Source organism: Paenibacillus sp. Y568 (assembly GCF_059445545.1).
This window is the reverse complement of sequence record NZ_JCAIUM010000011.1, coordinates 147967-164787: the sequence shown is the minus strand read 5'-3', so window position 1 is coordinate 164787 and position 16821 is coordinate 147967. Positions and strand designations below refer to the sequence as shown.

Genomic DNA, 16821 nt, shown 5'->3' with positions numbered 1-16821 from the left:
AGGGAGAGAATACAAATGGAGAAATATCGCATAGATACAAATAAAGGACTGGAATTCGGTCTATATTCCATTGGAGATCATCTATCTAATCCACATACAGGTTCAATGATAAGTGCTGAACAACGTATTCATGAATTAATAGAGGCAAGTAAGTTAGCAGATGAGGCAGGACTCGATGTGTTCGCTGTTGGCGAAAGTCATCAGACGCATTTTACAACACAAGCACATACGGTCATTCTAGGAGCCATTGCTCAAGCAACGACAAACATCAAAATTGCGAGTTCAGCAACGGTGCTAAGCACATCGGACCCTGTTCGTGTATATGAGGATTTCGCCACAATTGATCTGATCTCACGCGGTAGAGCTGAAATTGTCGCAGGACGTGGTTCTCGAGTTGGAGCCTACAGTTTGCTAGGATATGATGTTAATGATTATGAAGAATTATTTGAGGAAAAATTAGAACTATTAATAAAGTTAAATAACGAGCAGAGGGTAACGTGGGAAGGTCAATTCCGTGCACCGTTGAACAATGCTTCCATTCTCCCACAACCTCAGAATGGCCATATGCCGATTTGGCGTGCAGTAGGTGGACCGCCTGCTAGTGCGATTAAAGCTGGCTCTGCGGGTATACCGATGATGCTGACTACACTAGGAGGGCCTGCTATCCATTTCAAAGCATCTGTTGATGCGTATCGTGAGACTGCAGTAGAATGCGGATATGATCCAGCAACGTTACCCATTGCAACAACAAGCTTATTCTACACAGTAGCCACTTCACAAGATGCTATCCGCGAGTACTATCCTCATATAGATAAGGGCATGCAGGCATTACGAGGTGGTGGGTATCCTAGACAACAATTCGAACAAGCCACAGATTATCGTGATGCGTTAATGATCGGTAGTCCGCAACAGATTATCGAGAAAATGCTCTATCAGCATGAATTATATGGACAACAACGCTTTATCGCACAAATCGATTTCGGTGGGGTGCCATTCGATAAGATTGCAAAGAATATAGAGTTGATTGCTACAGAAATTATGCCTGCGATTAAGAAACATACGGCTAAGAAATAAGCTATGGGATAAAGGTAGCGAATAAGAGTAGGCTTCGATTGGATGCAATCCTAGGCAGAGTTTTTAACCCAAATGGTATCTAGTTCCTGTTTCTCAGGTTCTAGATACCACGTTTGGGTTTTTTACTATATATGGAGACCAACAGCGATTGGAGAAACGGACCGTTCATGGAGCTTACTCTCAGAACACAGTAACCTTATCCTACAAAAAAACAAAAAGGGTGCCCCTAGCCATTTTCATGACTTATGGGACAACCCCTAGAAGTTTATATTCCTATTAACGCAACGTTTTCAATGCACCGCTCCATGCAATCACTTGATCAAGCATTCCGTTAACATTGGTTAGGTGAAGATCTGCTGGTTTGAATACAGCTCCGTTCTCGAAATCAGTGAATAGTGATAATGCTGGGTGTACACGAACGTCCGCTACGGACAATTCTCCCAAGATTCCACGAAGATGTTCAGCAGCACGAGCGCCACCTACAGAACCATAACTTACGATACCTGCAGCTTTATCGTTCCATGCTTCACGCGCATAATCTAGTGCATTTTTCAATGATGCTGAAATACTGTGATTGTATTCTTGAACGATAAATACGAAGCCATCCAGGCTAGCAAGCTTAGTATTCCAAGCTGTCGCTTGTTCTGTCGCATCAGCTTCGCCTAGAAGTGGAAGTTTGAAGTCTGCGATATCTACGATTTCATAATTGGCATCCCCACGTTGATCAGCGACGCTTTTTACCCATTCACCTACTTGTGGGCTTAGACGACCTTGACGAGTACTTCCTAAAATAATTCCGATATTTAATGTAGACATAATTTGTTCCTCCTCATTATTTGTATAAGTTTCTCGAGTGCTTTAGATATTAATTAATATTATTACAGTATATATATTATGTCAAGATACTTTAATTAAGTAAGTTAATTAATCAGATTAAATGAATACAGTCCCTAATCATTCATTTTTTGATATAATTTGTATGTCATAAATTATGCGTAAATGGTGCGTAAATGATGGATTCCATATAAAAAAGGAGCATTTATTTGAACTTAGCAACTCCTGTTACTCAAACACAACTTATGCAAGTCTTACTCAACGTCTCCGTTGTTCGTCCTGTTTTTATCTGGGGAGCGCCTGGGATCGGGAAATCTTCTTTGGTTGAAGCTTTTGCTGATCAGATTGGGCTACCCTGTGTATCTCTTTTAGGATCTCAGTTGGCACCAGAAGATATTATCGGCGTTCCTCAAATCGTGAATGGGAAAAGTCAATTTTGCCCTCCGAAAATGATTGCCCGTGATGAACCCTATTGTTTGTTCTTAGACGAACTTAACGCTTGCTCTCAAGAAGTTCAAAAAGCGTTCTATAGCCTGATCCATGAACGACGCATCGGGGATTATGAGCTTCCAGAAGGTTCCATTGTCATTGGCGCGGGGAATCGTGCACAGGATAGTGCCATAGTAAAGCCTATGTCCTCTGCACTTATTAACCGAATGTTTCATGTACAGTTAAATGTGTCTTTCCATAATTGGATTACTTGGGCATACGAGAATGCTATTCACCCGATGGTTATTGAATATCTAGAGTTAAGACCTGATCATTTGTGGAGTGCACCTCCCAAAACAGAAGAACCTTTCTCAACTCCACGTTCTTGGCATATGCTTAGTGATGCACTGCATGAATTCGGAGAAGATATAAATGCAGACACTGTAGGTATTTTAGCAAGTGGTTCTCTGACACCTTCTCACGCGACGCAATTTAAAGCATTTTATAAGAATCTAAGTGGCAAATATGAACTGAATCAAATTATAGAAGGAAAAGCATCATTCCCATCTTCACCCGAAGATCGAGATTTGCTATATTTTCTTGCTCAATCTTTTCGTGCTCAGATTATTAAAGAGCTACCTGCAGCTAAAGACAATATTCGTGACAGTCATCGTCAATTCGCACATACCGCGAAAAAGTTGATCAAAGATATATCCTTAATTAGTTTTGAAATTGCGCAACTGGTAGTGGCAAAGCAGGATCAAAGCGAGAACATTCCAGATTGGCTTATGGTAGAAATTGTCCGTGACTTACCACGTCTAGCTCTAAAGGATAGAGGATAAGTATGGCTAAAGGGAAGAAATCTACTCCGGATAATCCAGCATTACGAAATTTTAATGCGGCATGTTCCTTTATTTCTACACATCCCATATTCGCTCCGCTGTTAGTTCGTGCTTCAATTGTTCACCGGGATCATAGCTGGAATTATGAAGACGGGTGGGCAAACGTAACCAAAGATGGGTACATCTATACGCATCCTACACGACGCGGCGAAGTTAGTGAATGGGTATATGTTCTAGCACACTGTCTTTTACATTTAGGCCTAGGGCATTTCAAGGTTAAAGAAAATGCATTAGCATGGAATGTCGCTTGTGATGTGTACATAGCAAAGTTTTTAAGTGATTTGAAGCTGGGAACTTTACCAACGGGTATGGAGTCCCATATTGATTACGTTGTGAAGGATGAAGAACAGCTTTATGATCAATTTGTATTAAAAGGTATACCAAGTTCATCAAAGTATTCAGGAACGGCTGGCGTGTCCAGAATGGATATGAATTTTCGTGAGACGAACACTTACTATAATTGGGGGAAGCCACCTGATTGGGAATCCTATTTCGCCATTGGCTTATCTAATGCAGTAACAAGCGCAGTTAGTATTGCTGGTGGATATGCCCATTCACTTAGTGATCCAACGCTATCTTTGACGGGACCACAACGCGCCAAACGATGGTTCATGGATCGTTACCCGCTGCTAGGTGCACTTGCAGTAGGGTTTGAGATTATAGAAGAGACGAATATCTGTCATCGATTAGATATATCTATAGCAGCTATTGACGTGATCGATCGAATCATTTATATCAATCCGGCTGCAGGTCTTAACGAGGAAGAATGTATATTTGTTATGGCCCATGAGCTCTTACACGCAGGTCTACAACATCATGAGCGATGTCTTGGACGAGATCATTACCTATGGAATGTGGCGTGTGACTACGTGATTAATTTATGGTTGGTAGAAATGAGAGTGGGCGAATACCCTCGTATTGGACTTCTGTTAGATCCTGAGCTTAAAGGAATATCTGCTGAGACTATATATGACCGTATGGTCGGAGATATACGTACATATAAGAAACTAGCGACTCTTAGAGGAAATGGACTTGGAGATATGTTAGACAAAGGTTCAGCTAGCTTCTGGGATGTACGTGAAGGACAATCTTTAGATGACTTTTGTAAGAATGCTATGCAACAAGGCCTAATGTACCATGAAGAACAAAGTCGTGGCTTATTGCCGTCGGGAATGGTTGAAGAGATTCGAGCGCTTGGTCAACCACCTATTAAATGGGATGTGGAGCTTGCACGTTGGTTCGATCAATATTTCTCTCCATTGGAGAAAACACGGTCTTATTCACGTATAAGCAGACGGCAATCGTCCACACCAGACATTCCAAGACCACAGTGGGTTCATAATGGCTCCGCAGAGGATGGTCGTACATTCGGAGTTATCCTAGATACTTCTGGATCCATGGATAAAAAGTTACTTGCAAAAGCACTTGGAGCGATTGCCAGTTATGCTCAAGCTCGGGATGTCCCTTTTGCACGGATTATCTTTTGTGATGCTGTTGCTTACGATGCTGGTTATATGCCACCTGAGGCGATTGCAGATCGAGTACAAGTGAAAGGCAGGGGCGGAACCGTGTTACAACCTGCAGTTGATTTGCTTCAACATGCCGAGGACTTCCCTAAAAAAGGACCCCTTCTAATTATTACAGATGGTGAATGCGATAAACTGACCATTAAGCGTGATCATGCTTATATTTTGCCAAAGGGTCGTGAATTACCTTTTCCCCCGAGAGGACCTGTATTTAGAATTAATTAATATCCTATACAGTTATTGATGTTAATTAATATATTTCATAAAGAAATTCTCACATGTGGATCGTCGATTTATGAATGACTTTGATAGATTGGTAATAGATCAACAGTACGTACACCAGATCCATTATTAAAATCAGAATATACATTAGCGTTAATAATACGGATTGTGGGAATAGGGAATAGCAGAGGATGGATGCACATAAAGTTCCGATCAATTTACAGTAAGCGATCGATAAGGACTGACCTTGCAGTTCGTTCGTCATGAGCATTTTAATAAATAAAATAGACATCATCAGGTTGATCCCAAAGGCTGAGTAAAGCGCCATGGTGTCATCAAATTCGATTGACATAGCGTACTGTAGCAGAAAAGCGATGATAATTAAGGAGAAGACAGACCCATAGAGTGTTCGTTTGGAATATGGCCTTTTTACATTTTTTGAATAATAGAGATACTGGAGTAGAATGATGCAGTCTAATAGAAACCATATTAAGGTTACGATTTGTTGAAGTGGATGAAATGGGATTATAAACGTTAATAGAAACTCCCAAGCAATATTAGCACAAATAGCGGCTATAGGCATTCCACAGGTCTGATCCTTAAACCCTTTATAAATAATGAGGATATAGGTAAGAATCCAAAATACAGATATCCCAATCATAAGTAGAAATGCTACTTTTTGCGGTAATAAATGTTCCATTATCATGGTAACCACATCCTTTAGAATTAATCAGTCATTCTACGATTGAAACCAGCTTGTCTATATATATGAATGATGTTGAGGAATATTCGGCTCTCCATTGAGTTTTGAGTTAATCCTGCTTATAATATAACGAGAAAATATAGGGAAAAGGTGTCTAATTCATGAGTATATTAAACGTTGAAAATTTAAGTCATGGCTTTGGAGATCGTGCGATCTTCAAGGATGTTTCATTTCGCCTGCTTAAAGGGGAGCACATTGGATTAATCGGCGCGAACGGCGAAGGTAAATCTACTTTTATGAACATTGTTACAGATAAGTTGCAACCAGATGAAGGTAAAGTTGAGTGGTCTAAACGTGTACGCGTAGGTTACCTTGATCAACATGCTGTTCTAACAAAAGGTTTAACTATTCAAGATGTATTACGTAGTGCTTTCCAATACTTGTTCGATCTTGAGCAGGAAATGAACGATATGTATGGCAGAATGGGCGATGTTTCACCAGAAGAGTTGGAGAAGATGCTTGAGGAAGTCGGTACCATTCAAGATACGCTAACGAACCAAGATTTCTACATGATCGATGCGAAGGTACAAGAGACAGCACGTGGTTTAGGAATCACTGACATTGGGCTTGAGCGTGATGTGAATGACCTGAGTGGCGGGCAACGTACGAAAATTCTACTTGCGAAGCTATTGCTAGAGAAACCAGATATTCTTCTCCTCGATGAGCCTACGAACTATCTGGATGAACAGCATATTGAATGGTTGAGACGTTATCTTCAAGAGTATGAGAATGCATTTATTCTAATCTCCCATGATATTCCGTTCCTTAACAGTGTTATCAACCTAATCTATCATATGGAAAATCAAAAGCTAACTCGTTATGTTGGTGATTATGATCAATTCCAACAGGTCTACGAAATGAGAAAACAGCAGCTTGAATCTGCTTATAATCGTCAACAACAAGAGATTTCGGAGTTAAAAGACTTCGTTGCTCGTAATAAAGCCAGTGTAGCAACTCGCAATATGGCCATGTCCAGACAAAAGAAACTCGACAAGATGGACGTCATCGAACTTTCGAAAGACAAGCCGAAACCACAGTTTAACTTCAAGGAAGGTAAAACAGCGGGGAAGGTTATTTTTGAAGCGAAAGGCCTTGTTATTGGATATGATAGTCCGTTGTCGCGTCCATTGGATCTTGTGATGGAACGTGGGCAAAAGATAGCTCTAGTAGGTGCGAATGGGATTGGGAAGACGACTTTGTTACGTAGCATTCTTGGAGAAATCCCTGCTCTGTCTGGTTCTATCGAGCTTGGTTACAACCAAGAGGTTGGTTACTTTGAGCAAGAGATGAAGGAAGGCAACTATAACACATGTATTGAGGAAATATGGGAGACGTTCCCGTCCCTCTCACAATATGAAGTTCGTGCTGCACTTGCGAAATGCGGGTTAACGACGAAACATATTGAGAGTAAGATCGCTGTCTTGAGCGGTGGAGAAAAAGCTAAAGTGCGTCTATGCAAGCTTATTAATCGTGAGTCGAATATCCTCGTGTTAGATGAACCGACGAACCACTTAGATGTGGATGCGAAGGAAGAACTGAAGCGTGCGTTAAAATCTTACAAAGGAAGCATTATACTCATCTCTCATGAACCTGAATTTTATCGCGACATTGCAACAGATATTTGGAATTGCGAGTCCTGGACGACGAAAGTTTTTTAATAGAGGACTTATAACTCTGTCGATTATATAGTGAAGGTAGAAGATCTTGCATTAAATTTATTAAAAGGGGGAAACTTATACAGTAAATATCTTGAATGAGGATGTGTTTATGATGTGGGCTGTATTTATTATCCTGTTGATCCTTTGGATACTAGGTTTTTCTTTTCACATTGCCGGAGGTTTAGTACATATTCTTTTGGTGATTGCTGTAATTATTCTGATATTCAATCTCGTGCGCGGACGAAGAGGTTAACTGAATGATTAAGGTTTCCTCCAGAAATTAGGGATATCCCTTAAGTCAAAAATGGGTAAGATGTTCTGAAATACGCCCCGCGAACAGACCGTTATCGCTTTTACGAAATCGTTCCGTCCTCTGCGCTACAACATCAACGAGCGTGGAATGGCTGTCGTTGAGTTCTTCAACTATCAACCTAACGAAGAAGACAAAATGAAACGTAACACGGGTGCTCGTGCAATTGTTAAGTATGATGCGAGTACGCAAAAGGACTTAATTAGTAAATATACACCTGCAGAAGGTGCCACAATATTGGAAATCGTTAAAATTATCCCATTGGGCTAATTTAGATCTAGGTATTCTGCTGGAAACTGGGAAATCATATACAAGAGAGTTGCCGATGTAAGATATCGGTAGCTCTCTTTTTAATTCTTGTGTTATCACAAGACTATAAATAAGTGAACTTGGAGGGGATATTTTTAATGGATCATACTCATTATTTCTTGGGTAATCGCAGGATAACGTTGTTTTCGACATGATATAAGATTCTAGATGAGTTGTTTTTGATGCTAAACAACCCACAGATGAGCATACACTACTAGTATGTATCCAGATAACAAGGAGAAATCACAACATACCCTGATAAGATATATATTTTCCCGGCTATAAAAGATCAGGATTTTTCCTAATGGAGGTAGAGGAGGTCCAAGTGTTGATTAATACAAAATACATAAAGCTCTTAGGATTGATATTGGGTGTAGCCGTTCTAAATATTCTAGTACTATCTCCAGGGTTGTTAGGGGTAAAGATAGGTGGTAGTGCACTCTCAACAGCCTTTGGAGTAACGATACTGTTCGCAAGTGCGCTTGTGTTATTTTACGGGAGTTATGTCCTGTTATTTAAATTTTCTGTCGTTATCCCTATTAAAGAAATTAAAATCCATGATGACTACGTAGAGGCTTTATTTCACTATAAACGCATAAAAGGGTTAGGTAATGACATTACGCTTGGTTTAGAGCAGTTGGACCGAATGAAAAAGAAGAAGGATACCCTAATAAATGTCCTAAATCAGCGATTTGAACCGACAGAGCTAAGTTACAAGAAGTTCGCTTCCGTCACGATCGAGGTAGAAAAACTATTCTATCTTAATATCAGGAGTATGTTGAACAGACTGACTATTTTTGATGAGGTGGAGTTCGAAAAAGCAATGAATCATAAGTCGTCAATGTTATCTCAGAAGCTTCAACAAGAAAAGATTAACATAGTTAACGATCACATATCCTTTATGAAAAGTTCTCTAAGTAGTAACGAGGAAATTTTGTTGAAATTAGATAAAATGCTGTTAGAGATATCCCGCTTGGATTGTTTTGAGCTAGGAGATATTGAAAACATGCCCTGCATGCAGGAAATAGACTTGTTAATTAAGCAAATTAAATATTATAAACAGTGAGGTGCATCGCATGACAAAGACGAGTAAATTTCTCCTGCTGTCAGGAATCCTTGTGATCTTCGTTTTCGCCATCGTATATTTCGGAGTGAATCTAACCTCGAATTTGGGGAAATCCAAGACACAGGTTACTTCGGAAGATGCAGGAAAACAATTAAGTAAGCTATACTCCGAAATCGCGGTAACGACGGAAGCGCCAGTAAAAGGCCAGATCGATCTTAATCCTGCTGATGTTGGTGAATCATTACCGGATATCTCTAAGTTTCCTATAACTGTAGACAATGTAACAGATCATTATGTTGAAATATTCTCTTCTACTGAGAAGTCAGGTACGGGTGTCGATGGCTGGTTAACTGAGGTTGCTACCGAGTTCAACAAAGCGAATATCTCCGTAAATGGTCAAGTTGCATCTGTTAAGATTCGGAATATCGCTTCGGGTACAGCTACAGATTATATTAAATCAGGTAAATATGTTCCTACGGCCTTTACTCCTTCTAACGAATTATGGGGTGAAATGGTCAAGGCAAGTGGGATTAAGACTGAAGTTGTATCTAAGCGCATTGTAGGGAATGTCCCTGGTATTGTGATTGCAAAAGCCAAATATGATGCACTAATCGATAAATACGGGTCAGTGAATGTCAAAACAATTACCGAAGCGATAGCCAATAACGAATTCTCAATGGGATATACAGATCCATTCGCTAGCTCTACGGGATTGAACTTTCTTGTCACAGCCCTCAATACTTTCGATAATGCTGATATGTTAGGCGAAAAGGCCGTTCAGGGATTTGAAAAGTTTCAAGCCAATGTGCCTTTCATCGCATCAACTACGATACAAATGCGGGATGCAGCGAAGTCTGGGATGCTGGATGGGTTTGTCTTAGAGTACCAAACTTTTGTGAATGCCACAGATCTAAAGGATAGTTATGTTTTCACCCCTTTCGGAGTAAGACATGATAGTCCGTTGTACGCCTTAGGTGATGTTCCTCAAGAGAAGTTAGATATTATCCATAAGTTTGCTGAGTTTGTCGAGCAAGACCAATATCAGAAGCTGGCGAAAGAAAAAGGGTTCAATAATCTCGATGATTACAAATCAGAAGTGGGAGAAGTTGAGGGTAGTCTCCTATCTGCAGCGCAGAAGTTATGGAAGGAAAAGAAGAATGGAAGTAAGCCGATTGCGGCTGTGTTCGTAACCGATGTGTCCGGTAGTATGGCTGGTGAACCCATCAATCGACTGAAAGAATCCCTATTGAAGGGTCAGAAATATCTCGGAAAAGATAACAGTATCGGCCTTGTCTCCTATTCAAGTGGTGTAACCATTCATCTCCCTATTGGAAAGTATGACACCAACCAACAGTCCATGTTTGTGGGTTCAGTGAATAGCCTTCAGGCTAATGGGGGTACAGCTACTTTTGATGGGATCGTTGTGGCTTTGAAAATGCTTCAAGAGGAGTTAGTTCTTAACCCTAATAGTAAGCCAATCATCTTTGTCTTAAGTGATGGTGAGACGAATGAGGGTTACTCGCTCAAGGACATCAAGGGTCTCATTGAGACATACAAAGTTCCTATATATACGATCGGATATAATGCCAATATTAAGGCGCTTCAAAGTATTTCGAGTATTAATGAAGCCGCAAGTATCAATGCAGATACTGATGACGTGGTCTATAAGATTGGAAATTTGTTTAATGTTCAAATGTAACTTATACCAGGGAGGGTTACGATGTCATTTACAATGGAAATACCCAGTCAAGAAGAGATCAAGGTAGCTATCGAAGAAGAGGTTAAACCCGTTCCTGAAGAAGTCGCTAAGCTGAAAGAGATAGCTGATGCGAACGTAGCCACGATCATGACACTCGATTTCGAATCGCTTGAGAAACGAAAAGAAATACTACAATCGATTGATACGTTCGGTATACATTCCATGAAATCATCCTCAGATAAAAATGCGTTGCTACAAGTCTCTGTTGGGAACCTATCCAAAACGGGAGATGAAGGTGGTCAAGTTGCGAAGGGGCTAACTGAACTGCATACGCAATTAAAGGATTTAGACCCGAGTGGGATCGACTTTGCAAAGAGGGGATTCCTTGGCAAGCTGTTCAATCCCTTACGTGCGTACTTTCTAAAATACCAAAAAGCCGATGTTGTGATCGCTGATATTGTCATCTCCTTAGATAAGGGCAAGTCTACCCTGAAGAACGATAACACTACACTAGAGATTGAGCAACAGACACTCCGCGATCTGACCAAAAAACTTCAAAAGGAAATACAGCTTGGACTACTAATGGATGAATCCATAGAGTCGCAGATTGAGGCGGCCAAACTACGTAATGAAGATCCTGATAAAATCCGTTTCATTACCGAAGAAGTGCTGTTTCCACTTCGACAAAGAGTTATGGATTTACAACAGATGTTAGTAGTCAACCAACAAGGAATTATGGCCATCGAGGTCGTCATTCGTAACAACAAAGAACTGATCCGTGGGGTTGATCGAGCAAAGAATGTTACCATCTCGGCGTTAAAGATTTCAGTAACTGTTGCAAGTGCACTCTATAATCAAAAAATAGTCTTGAAAAAGATTGAGCTCCTTAATCAAACCACGAACGAACTGATTGCTGGCACCTCCAAAATGTTGAAAGATCAAGGCGTTGCCATCCAGAAGCAATCACTTGAAGCGAGCATCTCCGTGGATACCATGAAACAAGCGTTTACGGATGTGTTATTTGCCCTGGATTCGATCAGTACTTACAAGCAGGAAGCCCTCCCAAGAATGCGTGACACGATCAATCAGTTCCGTGACTTAGCTAATGTGGGTGAGAAACAGATCCAGCGTCTGGAGAAGGGGCATAAGTTGGGTTTGTAAAATAAATAGAAATGGCGATGGAGGAGACCGGTGGAAAATCCACCACATTGGTGTAGGAGACTATGGGAAAAGACTACACATCTTAATTTGATTTGTGTTATCACTAGGACTTCATCGAGTCTTAAATCATTTAACGGGAATTCCTCCAGTTGAATGAAGAGGAAAGCCCATTCCATCCTGTCTAACTGGAATTTTTCACCTTAACTCAATCGATTTGGCACAATTGTTCTAGAAATGAACCCTTTAGATGGAGAAATTCCTGTTATTCATTATTCGTATTCACCAAGTACACCTTGAATCGGTTCAAGCTCATCTTCCATTTCTTCAACATCGTTTTATGTACTAATTTCAAGGACAAATTCAGAGAAGCTGCCGAATTTATTCGAGCAGCTTTTTTTCTGCGATGTGGTTATTGAATTTGTAATAGAAATGCTTTGTTATCCTAGTATGAAGCGGCATATTTAGATAAGCTCATAAGTGCGATGTTCGCTTAACAGAACCGCTATAGCCTTAAGCTATAACTAGATATAGTTTAATACAGTTACACTATATCTATGAATACGTGATATCTTTCTTGTAACAATTTGAAATTGTATAGGAGTGTTACATGATGATAAAAAGTAGTGTACTTGGATACCCACGTATTGGTGCAGATCGCGAATGGAAGAAAGCGCTAGAAGCGTTCTGGTCTGGTAAAATCGAAGAATCAGAATTTCACAATCAGCTACAGGAAATCCGGTTGAACCATTTGCGGAAGCAACAGGAGAAGGGTATCGACCTTATAGCTGTAAATGATTTCAGTTATTACGATCATGTGCTTGATACAGCCACAATGTTCGGAATTATTCCGAAACGATTCCCCTATGAAGGTGGCGAAGTACCATTGTCTCTATATTATGGTATTGCTCGTGGAACGAAGGATGCAACAGCAAGTGAAATGACCAAGTGGTTTAACACCAATTATCATTACATAGTGCCTGAATTAGATGGTGCAACACCGGTCATCACTGAAAATAAACCCCTTATTGCCTATCGAGAGGCTAAGGATAAGCTCGGAATTGAAGGGAAGCCAGTTCTCATAGGACCCTTAACTTTTCTGAAACTATCAAAGGGATATGATGTTTCAGAGACAGATGCCTGGTTAGAGCGTTTACTACCGCTTTATGTTCAGATACTTCAAGAGCTTGCGAATGAAGGGGTAGAATGGGTACAAATAGATGAACCGATTCTTGTTACTAAATTAAATGTAGATGATCTGCAACGATTACAGACGATCTATGAGACGATTGCATCGTCGGTACCTAACTTAAACATTATGCTACAAACCTATTTTGAATCGATAGAGAATTACAGTGATATCGTCCAGCTACCCGTCAAAGGAATCGGGCTTGATTTCGTACATGGGTTCTCGGGCAATATTTCTTCAATAAAAGCATTTGGTTTTCCAGCGAAGAAAGTATTAGGTGCAGGGGTCATCGATGGCCGTGGTATCTGGAAGGCGTCACTCCAAGAAAAGCTGGCAATTCTAGAAGAGTTAGGTGAACTCGTAGGGTCCGATCAGCTCATCGTGCAATCATCGTGCAGTTTGCTTCATGTTCCTGTTACGGTGAACAATGAAGCGAGACTTTTACCTGAACTAAAGGATGCTCTCGCATTTGCTGATGAGAAGCTTGATGAGCTTGTCCTACTGGCAAGAGCAGTCTCTTCAAGTGGGGTCATAATTAAAAATGAGTTGGAACAATGCGAGAGTGTTATTCAGGCGCTCAAGCTATCAGCTGAGCGCAATCGTAACGATATTCAGCATGCCGTTGCTATTATTAGTGCGAAGGCTCCTGAACGTAATCTGCCTTTTGCTGAGCGTCATCAGGTTCAACAGAAGAAATGGCAATTGCCAATTTTCCCTACAACAACAATCGGTAGTTTTCCACAATCCGTAGAGGTTCGTAAAGCACGTCAGTTGTGGCGTAAAGGTGAGTGGAACAATGAGCAATATGCTAACTTCATCCGTGAGCAGATCGATATTTGGATCAAGTTGCAGGAAGATATCGGACTGGATGTTCTTGTACATGGTGAATTTGAAAGAACGGATATGGTTGAATTCTTTGGTGAGAAGCTTGCGGGCTTTGCATTCACACAGTACGGATGGGTGCAATCTTACGGTTCTCGCTGCGTGAAACCACCCATTATATTTGGGGATATCGCGTTTGAGGAAACTATGACAGTCGAAGAGACACAGTATGCGCAGTCGAAGACTGAACGTCCTGTTAAAGGGATGCTGACTGGACCGATTACGATTATGAACTGGTCCTTCGTTCGCGAAGACATTACTCGTGAACAAATTGCTTACCAACTGGCTTATGCGCTTAGACAAGAGGTAGAAGCGCTAGAGAATGCTGGCATTGGCATGATTCAGGTTGATGAGCCTGCTGTTCGTGAAGGTCTGCCACTTAAGGAAAAGGATCAAGCAGAGTATCTAGCATGGGCCGTCAAATCCTTCCTAATGACTACATGTACAGTTCAAGATACGACTCAAATTCACACGCATATGTGTTATTGTGAGTTCCATGATATGATTGATTCCATTGAAGCGATGGACGCTGATGTGATTTCGATCGAGACATCTCGTAGTCATGGTGAACTGATTCATAGCTTTGAATTGAACACGTACCAATTGGGTATCGGTTTAGGTGTTTATGATATTCATAGTCCACGTGTGCCGAGAGTAGAGGAAATGACGAGTATGATCGAACGTGCCCTTCGTGTGCTAGATCCGGAGCTTTTTTGGATCAACCCGGACTGCGGACTTAAAACGCGGGGAGTCGAAGAAACCATCGATTCTTTGCGCAACATGGTTGAAGCGACGCAGATAGCACGTGCAAAGTACGCCCTGAAGGTCTAGTCATTTGTCCAAATGATAAGGTAACGAGAAACGATACTGAAATAACAAACATGGTAGAGCAGGCGCTAGGGCGTCTGCTCATTTTTGTGTGCCTAGCGGAACCGATAGTGCTAGTAATATAACCATAATTTTCCTTTCGTTTTTAAAACATATTCGCTAATATTAGACAAATAAAAGAAGGGTGAGAATAAAACAAGCCTGATGTCGAAAATTTAAAATAAAATCACAAGGTTAGGGGAAACATTGATGAAAAGGTTGTTACTTGTAGTCTTAGCGTTTGGTATGCTTATGAGCTTTACTGTCACACAAGGAAACATTGCATCTGCTGTACAGGCTAAACAAGTATTACGAATTGGTTTAACGGAAATTCCACAAGACCTTGATCCTGCTTCATCTACTGAGAAAAGCACGGATACGATCAATAGAGGCTTGTTTGAAGGGCTGGTTAGATTGAATGAATTAGGACAAGCGGTCCCAGGTATCGCCAAGTCGTGGAAAGTATCCAGTGACGGCAAAACGTACACATTTACACTTCGTTCTAGTGCAAAATGGAGTAATCAGCAGCAGGTAAAGGCGTCGGATTTTGAATACGCATGGAAACGAGCGCTAGCACCTGAAGCTGATAACTCTTACGCTTTTAAAATGTTCATGATTGCTAACGCAGAGGATTACAATAAGGGGACGATAAGAGACGCCTCGAAAATGGGGGTGAAGGCATTAAATAACTACACCCTCCAGGTGACATTAACCGAAAAAACCCCATATTTCACTCAGCTCCTTGCTGAAAGTATATATCTACCGGTGAATGAGGAAATGGTGAGATCAAACAAAAAATGGGCTTCTGATAAGAAGAGTATGGTGACTAATGGTCCCTTCAAGCTTAAACAATGGAATGATAATGGCATTACCTTAGTCAAAAATCCGAATTATTATGCTGCGCAAGAAATTAAATTTTCAGAGGTTCAATTTCTTCGACCTAAAGGAAAAACATTAACAACAACTGCTGCCTATATCAATGGGGAAGTAGATTGGGTCGGAGGAGGAGGGGAAGATATGATGGATTATAAAGCATTAGATAAAACATTTTATCGTGATTATTCTGAAGCCCCCATTGCCTCTATCTATTACTACCAATTGAACCTAAATAAAGCCCCTTTCGATAATCTTAAGATCCGTAAGGCGCTAGCTATGGCAGTTGACCGCGAAGCCATCCGTTATGGCAATCCAGCATATGGGTTTGTTCCCCATAATGTCCGTGGATCTAAGCAGACTTTTCGTACAGAAATAACTGATTCGGCTTATTTCAAAGAGGATGTAGAGGTAGCTAAGAAACTGTTGGAAGAAGGTTTGAAGGAAGAGGGCTTAACTACGCTTCCAAGCTTTTCGATCATTGTGAATGATGGGGATGCACATGAAACCACTGCACGATTAGTCATTCGCAGCTGGAATAAAAACTTAGGAATCAAAGCGAGTGTTGAGATCCAAGATTGGGACGAGCTCTTAGATAACCGTTACAATCAGAATTATACAATGGCAAGAGGTGGTTGGTCGGCAGATTATAACGATCCTGCGTCATTTTTGGAATATTTCACATCCTGGAGTGTAGATAATGACACGGGCTGGAGCGATAAGGTATATGACAGTTATATCAAACAAGCACGTGGAACAACTGAACCACAGACTAGGAATCAACTTTATGCAAAAGCTGAAAAAAAACTCATTGATCAAATGGTCATTATTCCACTCTATTATTATGTCACTGACCTTTTACATAAACCAAATGTCAAAAATGTCTATGTGGATTATGATAGTTCGATAGCTTTTACAAGAGGATATATAGAATAATTAAAGTTACTGGGAGCAGTAAGAGAAACAAACATTAATGTAAAAAAAGGACGGTATCTGTGGTCATTAGACTATGGACATCGTCTTTTTGAGTTTTCAATATGTAAGATCATACTATCACTAC

13 protein-coding genes are annotated in these 16821 nt (G+C 40.7%); 11 read left to right on the top strand and 2 right to left on the bottom strand.

Going from position 1 to position 16821, the window contains the following annotated elements; genetic code table 11:
* Positions 1-15: 15 nt before the first annotated feature.
* Complete coding sequence (locus AC1D7X_RS16710) at positions 16-1074, top strand: LLM class flavin-dependent oxidoreductase (RefSeq protein ID WP_495475688.1); 1059 nt, start codon at positions 16-18, stop codon at positions 1072-1074.
* Between the two features lie 276 nt (positions 1075-1350).
* Here AC1D7X_RS16710 and AC1D7X_RS16705 read toward each other — a convergent pair whose 3' ends face one another.
* On the bottom strand, positions 1351-1890 hold the full coding sequence (locus AC1D7X_RS16705) for an NADPH-dependent FMN reductase (protein WP_495475687.1): 540 nt from the start codon (positions 1888-1890) through the stop codon (positions 1351-1353).
* A 227-nt stretch (positions 1891-2117) separates the two neighbouring features.
* Here AC1D7X_RS16705 and AC1D7X_RS16700 point away from each other — a divergent pair, with 227 nt between their 5' ends.
* Together AC1D7X_RS16700 and AC1D7X_RS16695 are read left to right on the top strand one after the other, a co-directional pair.
* Positions 2118-3179: an AAA family ATPase gene (locus AC1D7X_RS16700; protein ID WP_495475686.1), complete on the top strand. Its 1062-nt coding sequence runs from the start codon at positions 2118-2120 to the stop codon at positions 3177-3179.
* A 2-nt stretch (positions 3180-3181) separates the two neighbouring features.
* Entirely contained in the window at positions 3182-4990 is a 1809-nt protein-coding gene (locus AC1D7X_RS16695; RefSeq protein WP_495475685.1) for a DUF2201 family putative metallopeptidase, read from the top strand.
* 49 nt (positions 4991-5039) lie between these two features.
* Here the strand turns inward: AC1D7X_RS16695 and AC1D7X_RS16690 are convergent, their stop codons facing one another.
* Positions 5040-5693, bottom strand: coding sequence for a transmembrane-type terpene cyclase (locus AC1D7X_RS16690; protein WP_495456677.1), 654 nt, complete (start codon positions 5691-5693; stop codon positions 5040-5042).
* Positions 5694-5851: 158 nt separating this feature from the next.
* Between AC1D7X_RS16690 and AC1D7X_RS16685 the strand changes: the two genes are divergently transcribed.
* The 8 genes from AC1D7X_RS16685 (at position 5852) to AC1D7X_RS16650 (ending at position 16697) form a co-directional block, all read left to right on the top strand.
* Positions 5852-7408, top strand: a complete 1557-nt coding sequence (locus tag AC1D7X_RS16685; protein WP_495456678.1) for an ABC-F family ATP-binding cassette domain-containing protein — start codon at positions 5852-5854, stop codon at positions 7406-7408.
* 109 nt (positions 7409-7517) lie between these two features.
* Positions 7518-7661 (top strand): lmo0937 family membrane protein, encoded by a 144-nt coding sequence (locus tag AC1D7X_RS16680; RefSeq protein ID WP_495475684.1) that lies wholly within the window; start codon positions 7518-7520, stop codon positions 7659-7661.
* A 147-nt stretch (positions 7662-7808) separates the two neighbouring features.
* Entirely contained in the window at positions 7809-7988 is a 180-nt protein-coding gene (locus tag AC1D7X_RS16675) for a hypothetical protein (protein ID WP_495456679.1), read from the top strand.
* A 367-nt stretch (positions 7989-8355) separates the two neighbouring features.
* Positions 8356-9093, top strand: a complete 738-nt coding sequence (locus tag AC1D7X_RS16670) for a hypothetical protein (protein WP_495475683.1) — start codon at positions 8356-8358, stop codon at positions 9091-9093.
* Between the two features lie 10 nt (positions 9094-9103).
* Positions 9104-10792 carry a vWA domain-containing protein gene (locus AC1D7X_RS16665; RefSeq protein ID WP_495456681.1) on the top strand — a complete coding sequence of 563 codons (1689 nt, stop codon included), beginning with the start codon at positions 9104-9106 and terminating at the stop codon, positions 10790-10792.
* Positions 10793-10813: 21 nt separating this feature from the next.
* Complete coding sequence (locus AC1D7X_RS16660) at positions 10814-11953, top strand: toxic anion resistance protein (RefSeq protein ID WP_495456682.1); 1140 nt, start codon at positions 10814-10816, stop codon at positions 11951-11953.
* A gap of 610 nt (positions 11954-12563) precedes the next feature.
* The gene (gene metE, locus AC1D7X_RS16655) at positions 12564-14852 is read left to right on the top strand and encodes a 5-methyltetrahydropteroyltriglutamate--homocysteine S-methyltransferase (protein WP_495475721.1); all 2289 of its coding nucleotides are present in this window, start codon (positions 12564-12566) and stop codon (positions 14850-14852) included.
* A 246-nt stretch (positions 14853-15098) separates the two neighbouring features.
* Positions 15099-16697, top strand: a complete 1599-nt coding sequence (locus AC1D7X_RS16650; RefSeq protein WP_495475682.1) for a peptide ABC transporter substrate-binding protein — start codon at positions 15099-15101, stop codon at positions 16695-16697.
* The last annotated feature ends 124 nt before the right edge of the window (positions 16698-16821 follow it).

Excerpts from the sequence above, each read along its gene's own strand:
- AC1D7X_RS16710 (WP_495475688.1), top strand. The coding sequence starts at position 16 with ATGGAGAAATATCGCATAGATACAAATAAAGGACTGGAATTCGGTCTA.
- AC1D7X_RS16705 (WP_495475687.1), bottom strand. The coding sequence starts at position 1,890 with ATGTCTACATTAAATATCGGAATTATTTTAGGAAGTACTCGTCAAGGT.
- AC1D7X_RS16695 (WP_495475685.1), top strand. The coding sequence starts at position 3,182 with ATGGCTAAAGGGAAGAAATCTACTCCGGATAATCCAGCATTACGAAAT.
- AC1D7X_RS16690 (WP_495456677.1), bottom strand. The coding sequence starts at position 5,693 with ATGATAATGGAACATTTATTACCGCAAAAAGTAGCATTTCTACTTATG.
- AC1D7X_RS16685 (WP_495456678.1), top strand. The coding sequence starts at position 5,852 with ATGAGTATATTAAACGTTGAAAATTTAAGTCATGGCTTTGGAGATCGT.
- AC1D7X_RS16680 (WP_495475684.1), top strand. The coding sequence starts at position 7,518 with ATGATGTGGGCTGTATTTATTATCCTGTTGATCCTTTGGATACTAGGT.
- AC1D7X_RS16675 (WP_495456679.1), top strand. The coding sequence starts at position 7,809 with ATGGCTGTCGTTGAGTTCTTCAACTATCAACCTAACGAAGAAGACAAA.
- AC1D7X_RS16665 (WP_495456681.1), top strand. The coding sequence starts at position 9,104 with ATGACAAAGACGAGTAAATTTCTCCTGCTGTCAGGAATCCTTGTGATC.
- AC1D7X_RS16660 (WP_495456682.1), top strand. The coding sequence starts at position 10,814 with ATGTCATTTACAATGGAAATACCCAGTCAAGAAGAGATCAAGGTAGCT.
- metE (WP_495475721.1), top strand. The coding sequence starts at position 12,564 with ATGATAAAAAGTAGTGTACTTGGATACCCACGTATTGGTGCAGATCGC.
- AC1D7X_RS16650 (WP_495475682.1), top strand. The coding sequence starts at position 15,099 with ATGAAAAGGTTGTTACTTGTAGTCTTAGCGTTTGGTATGCTTATGAGC.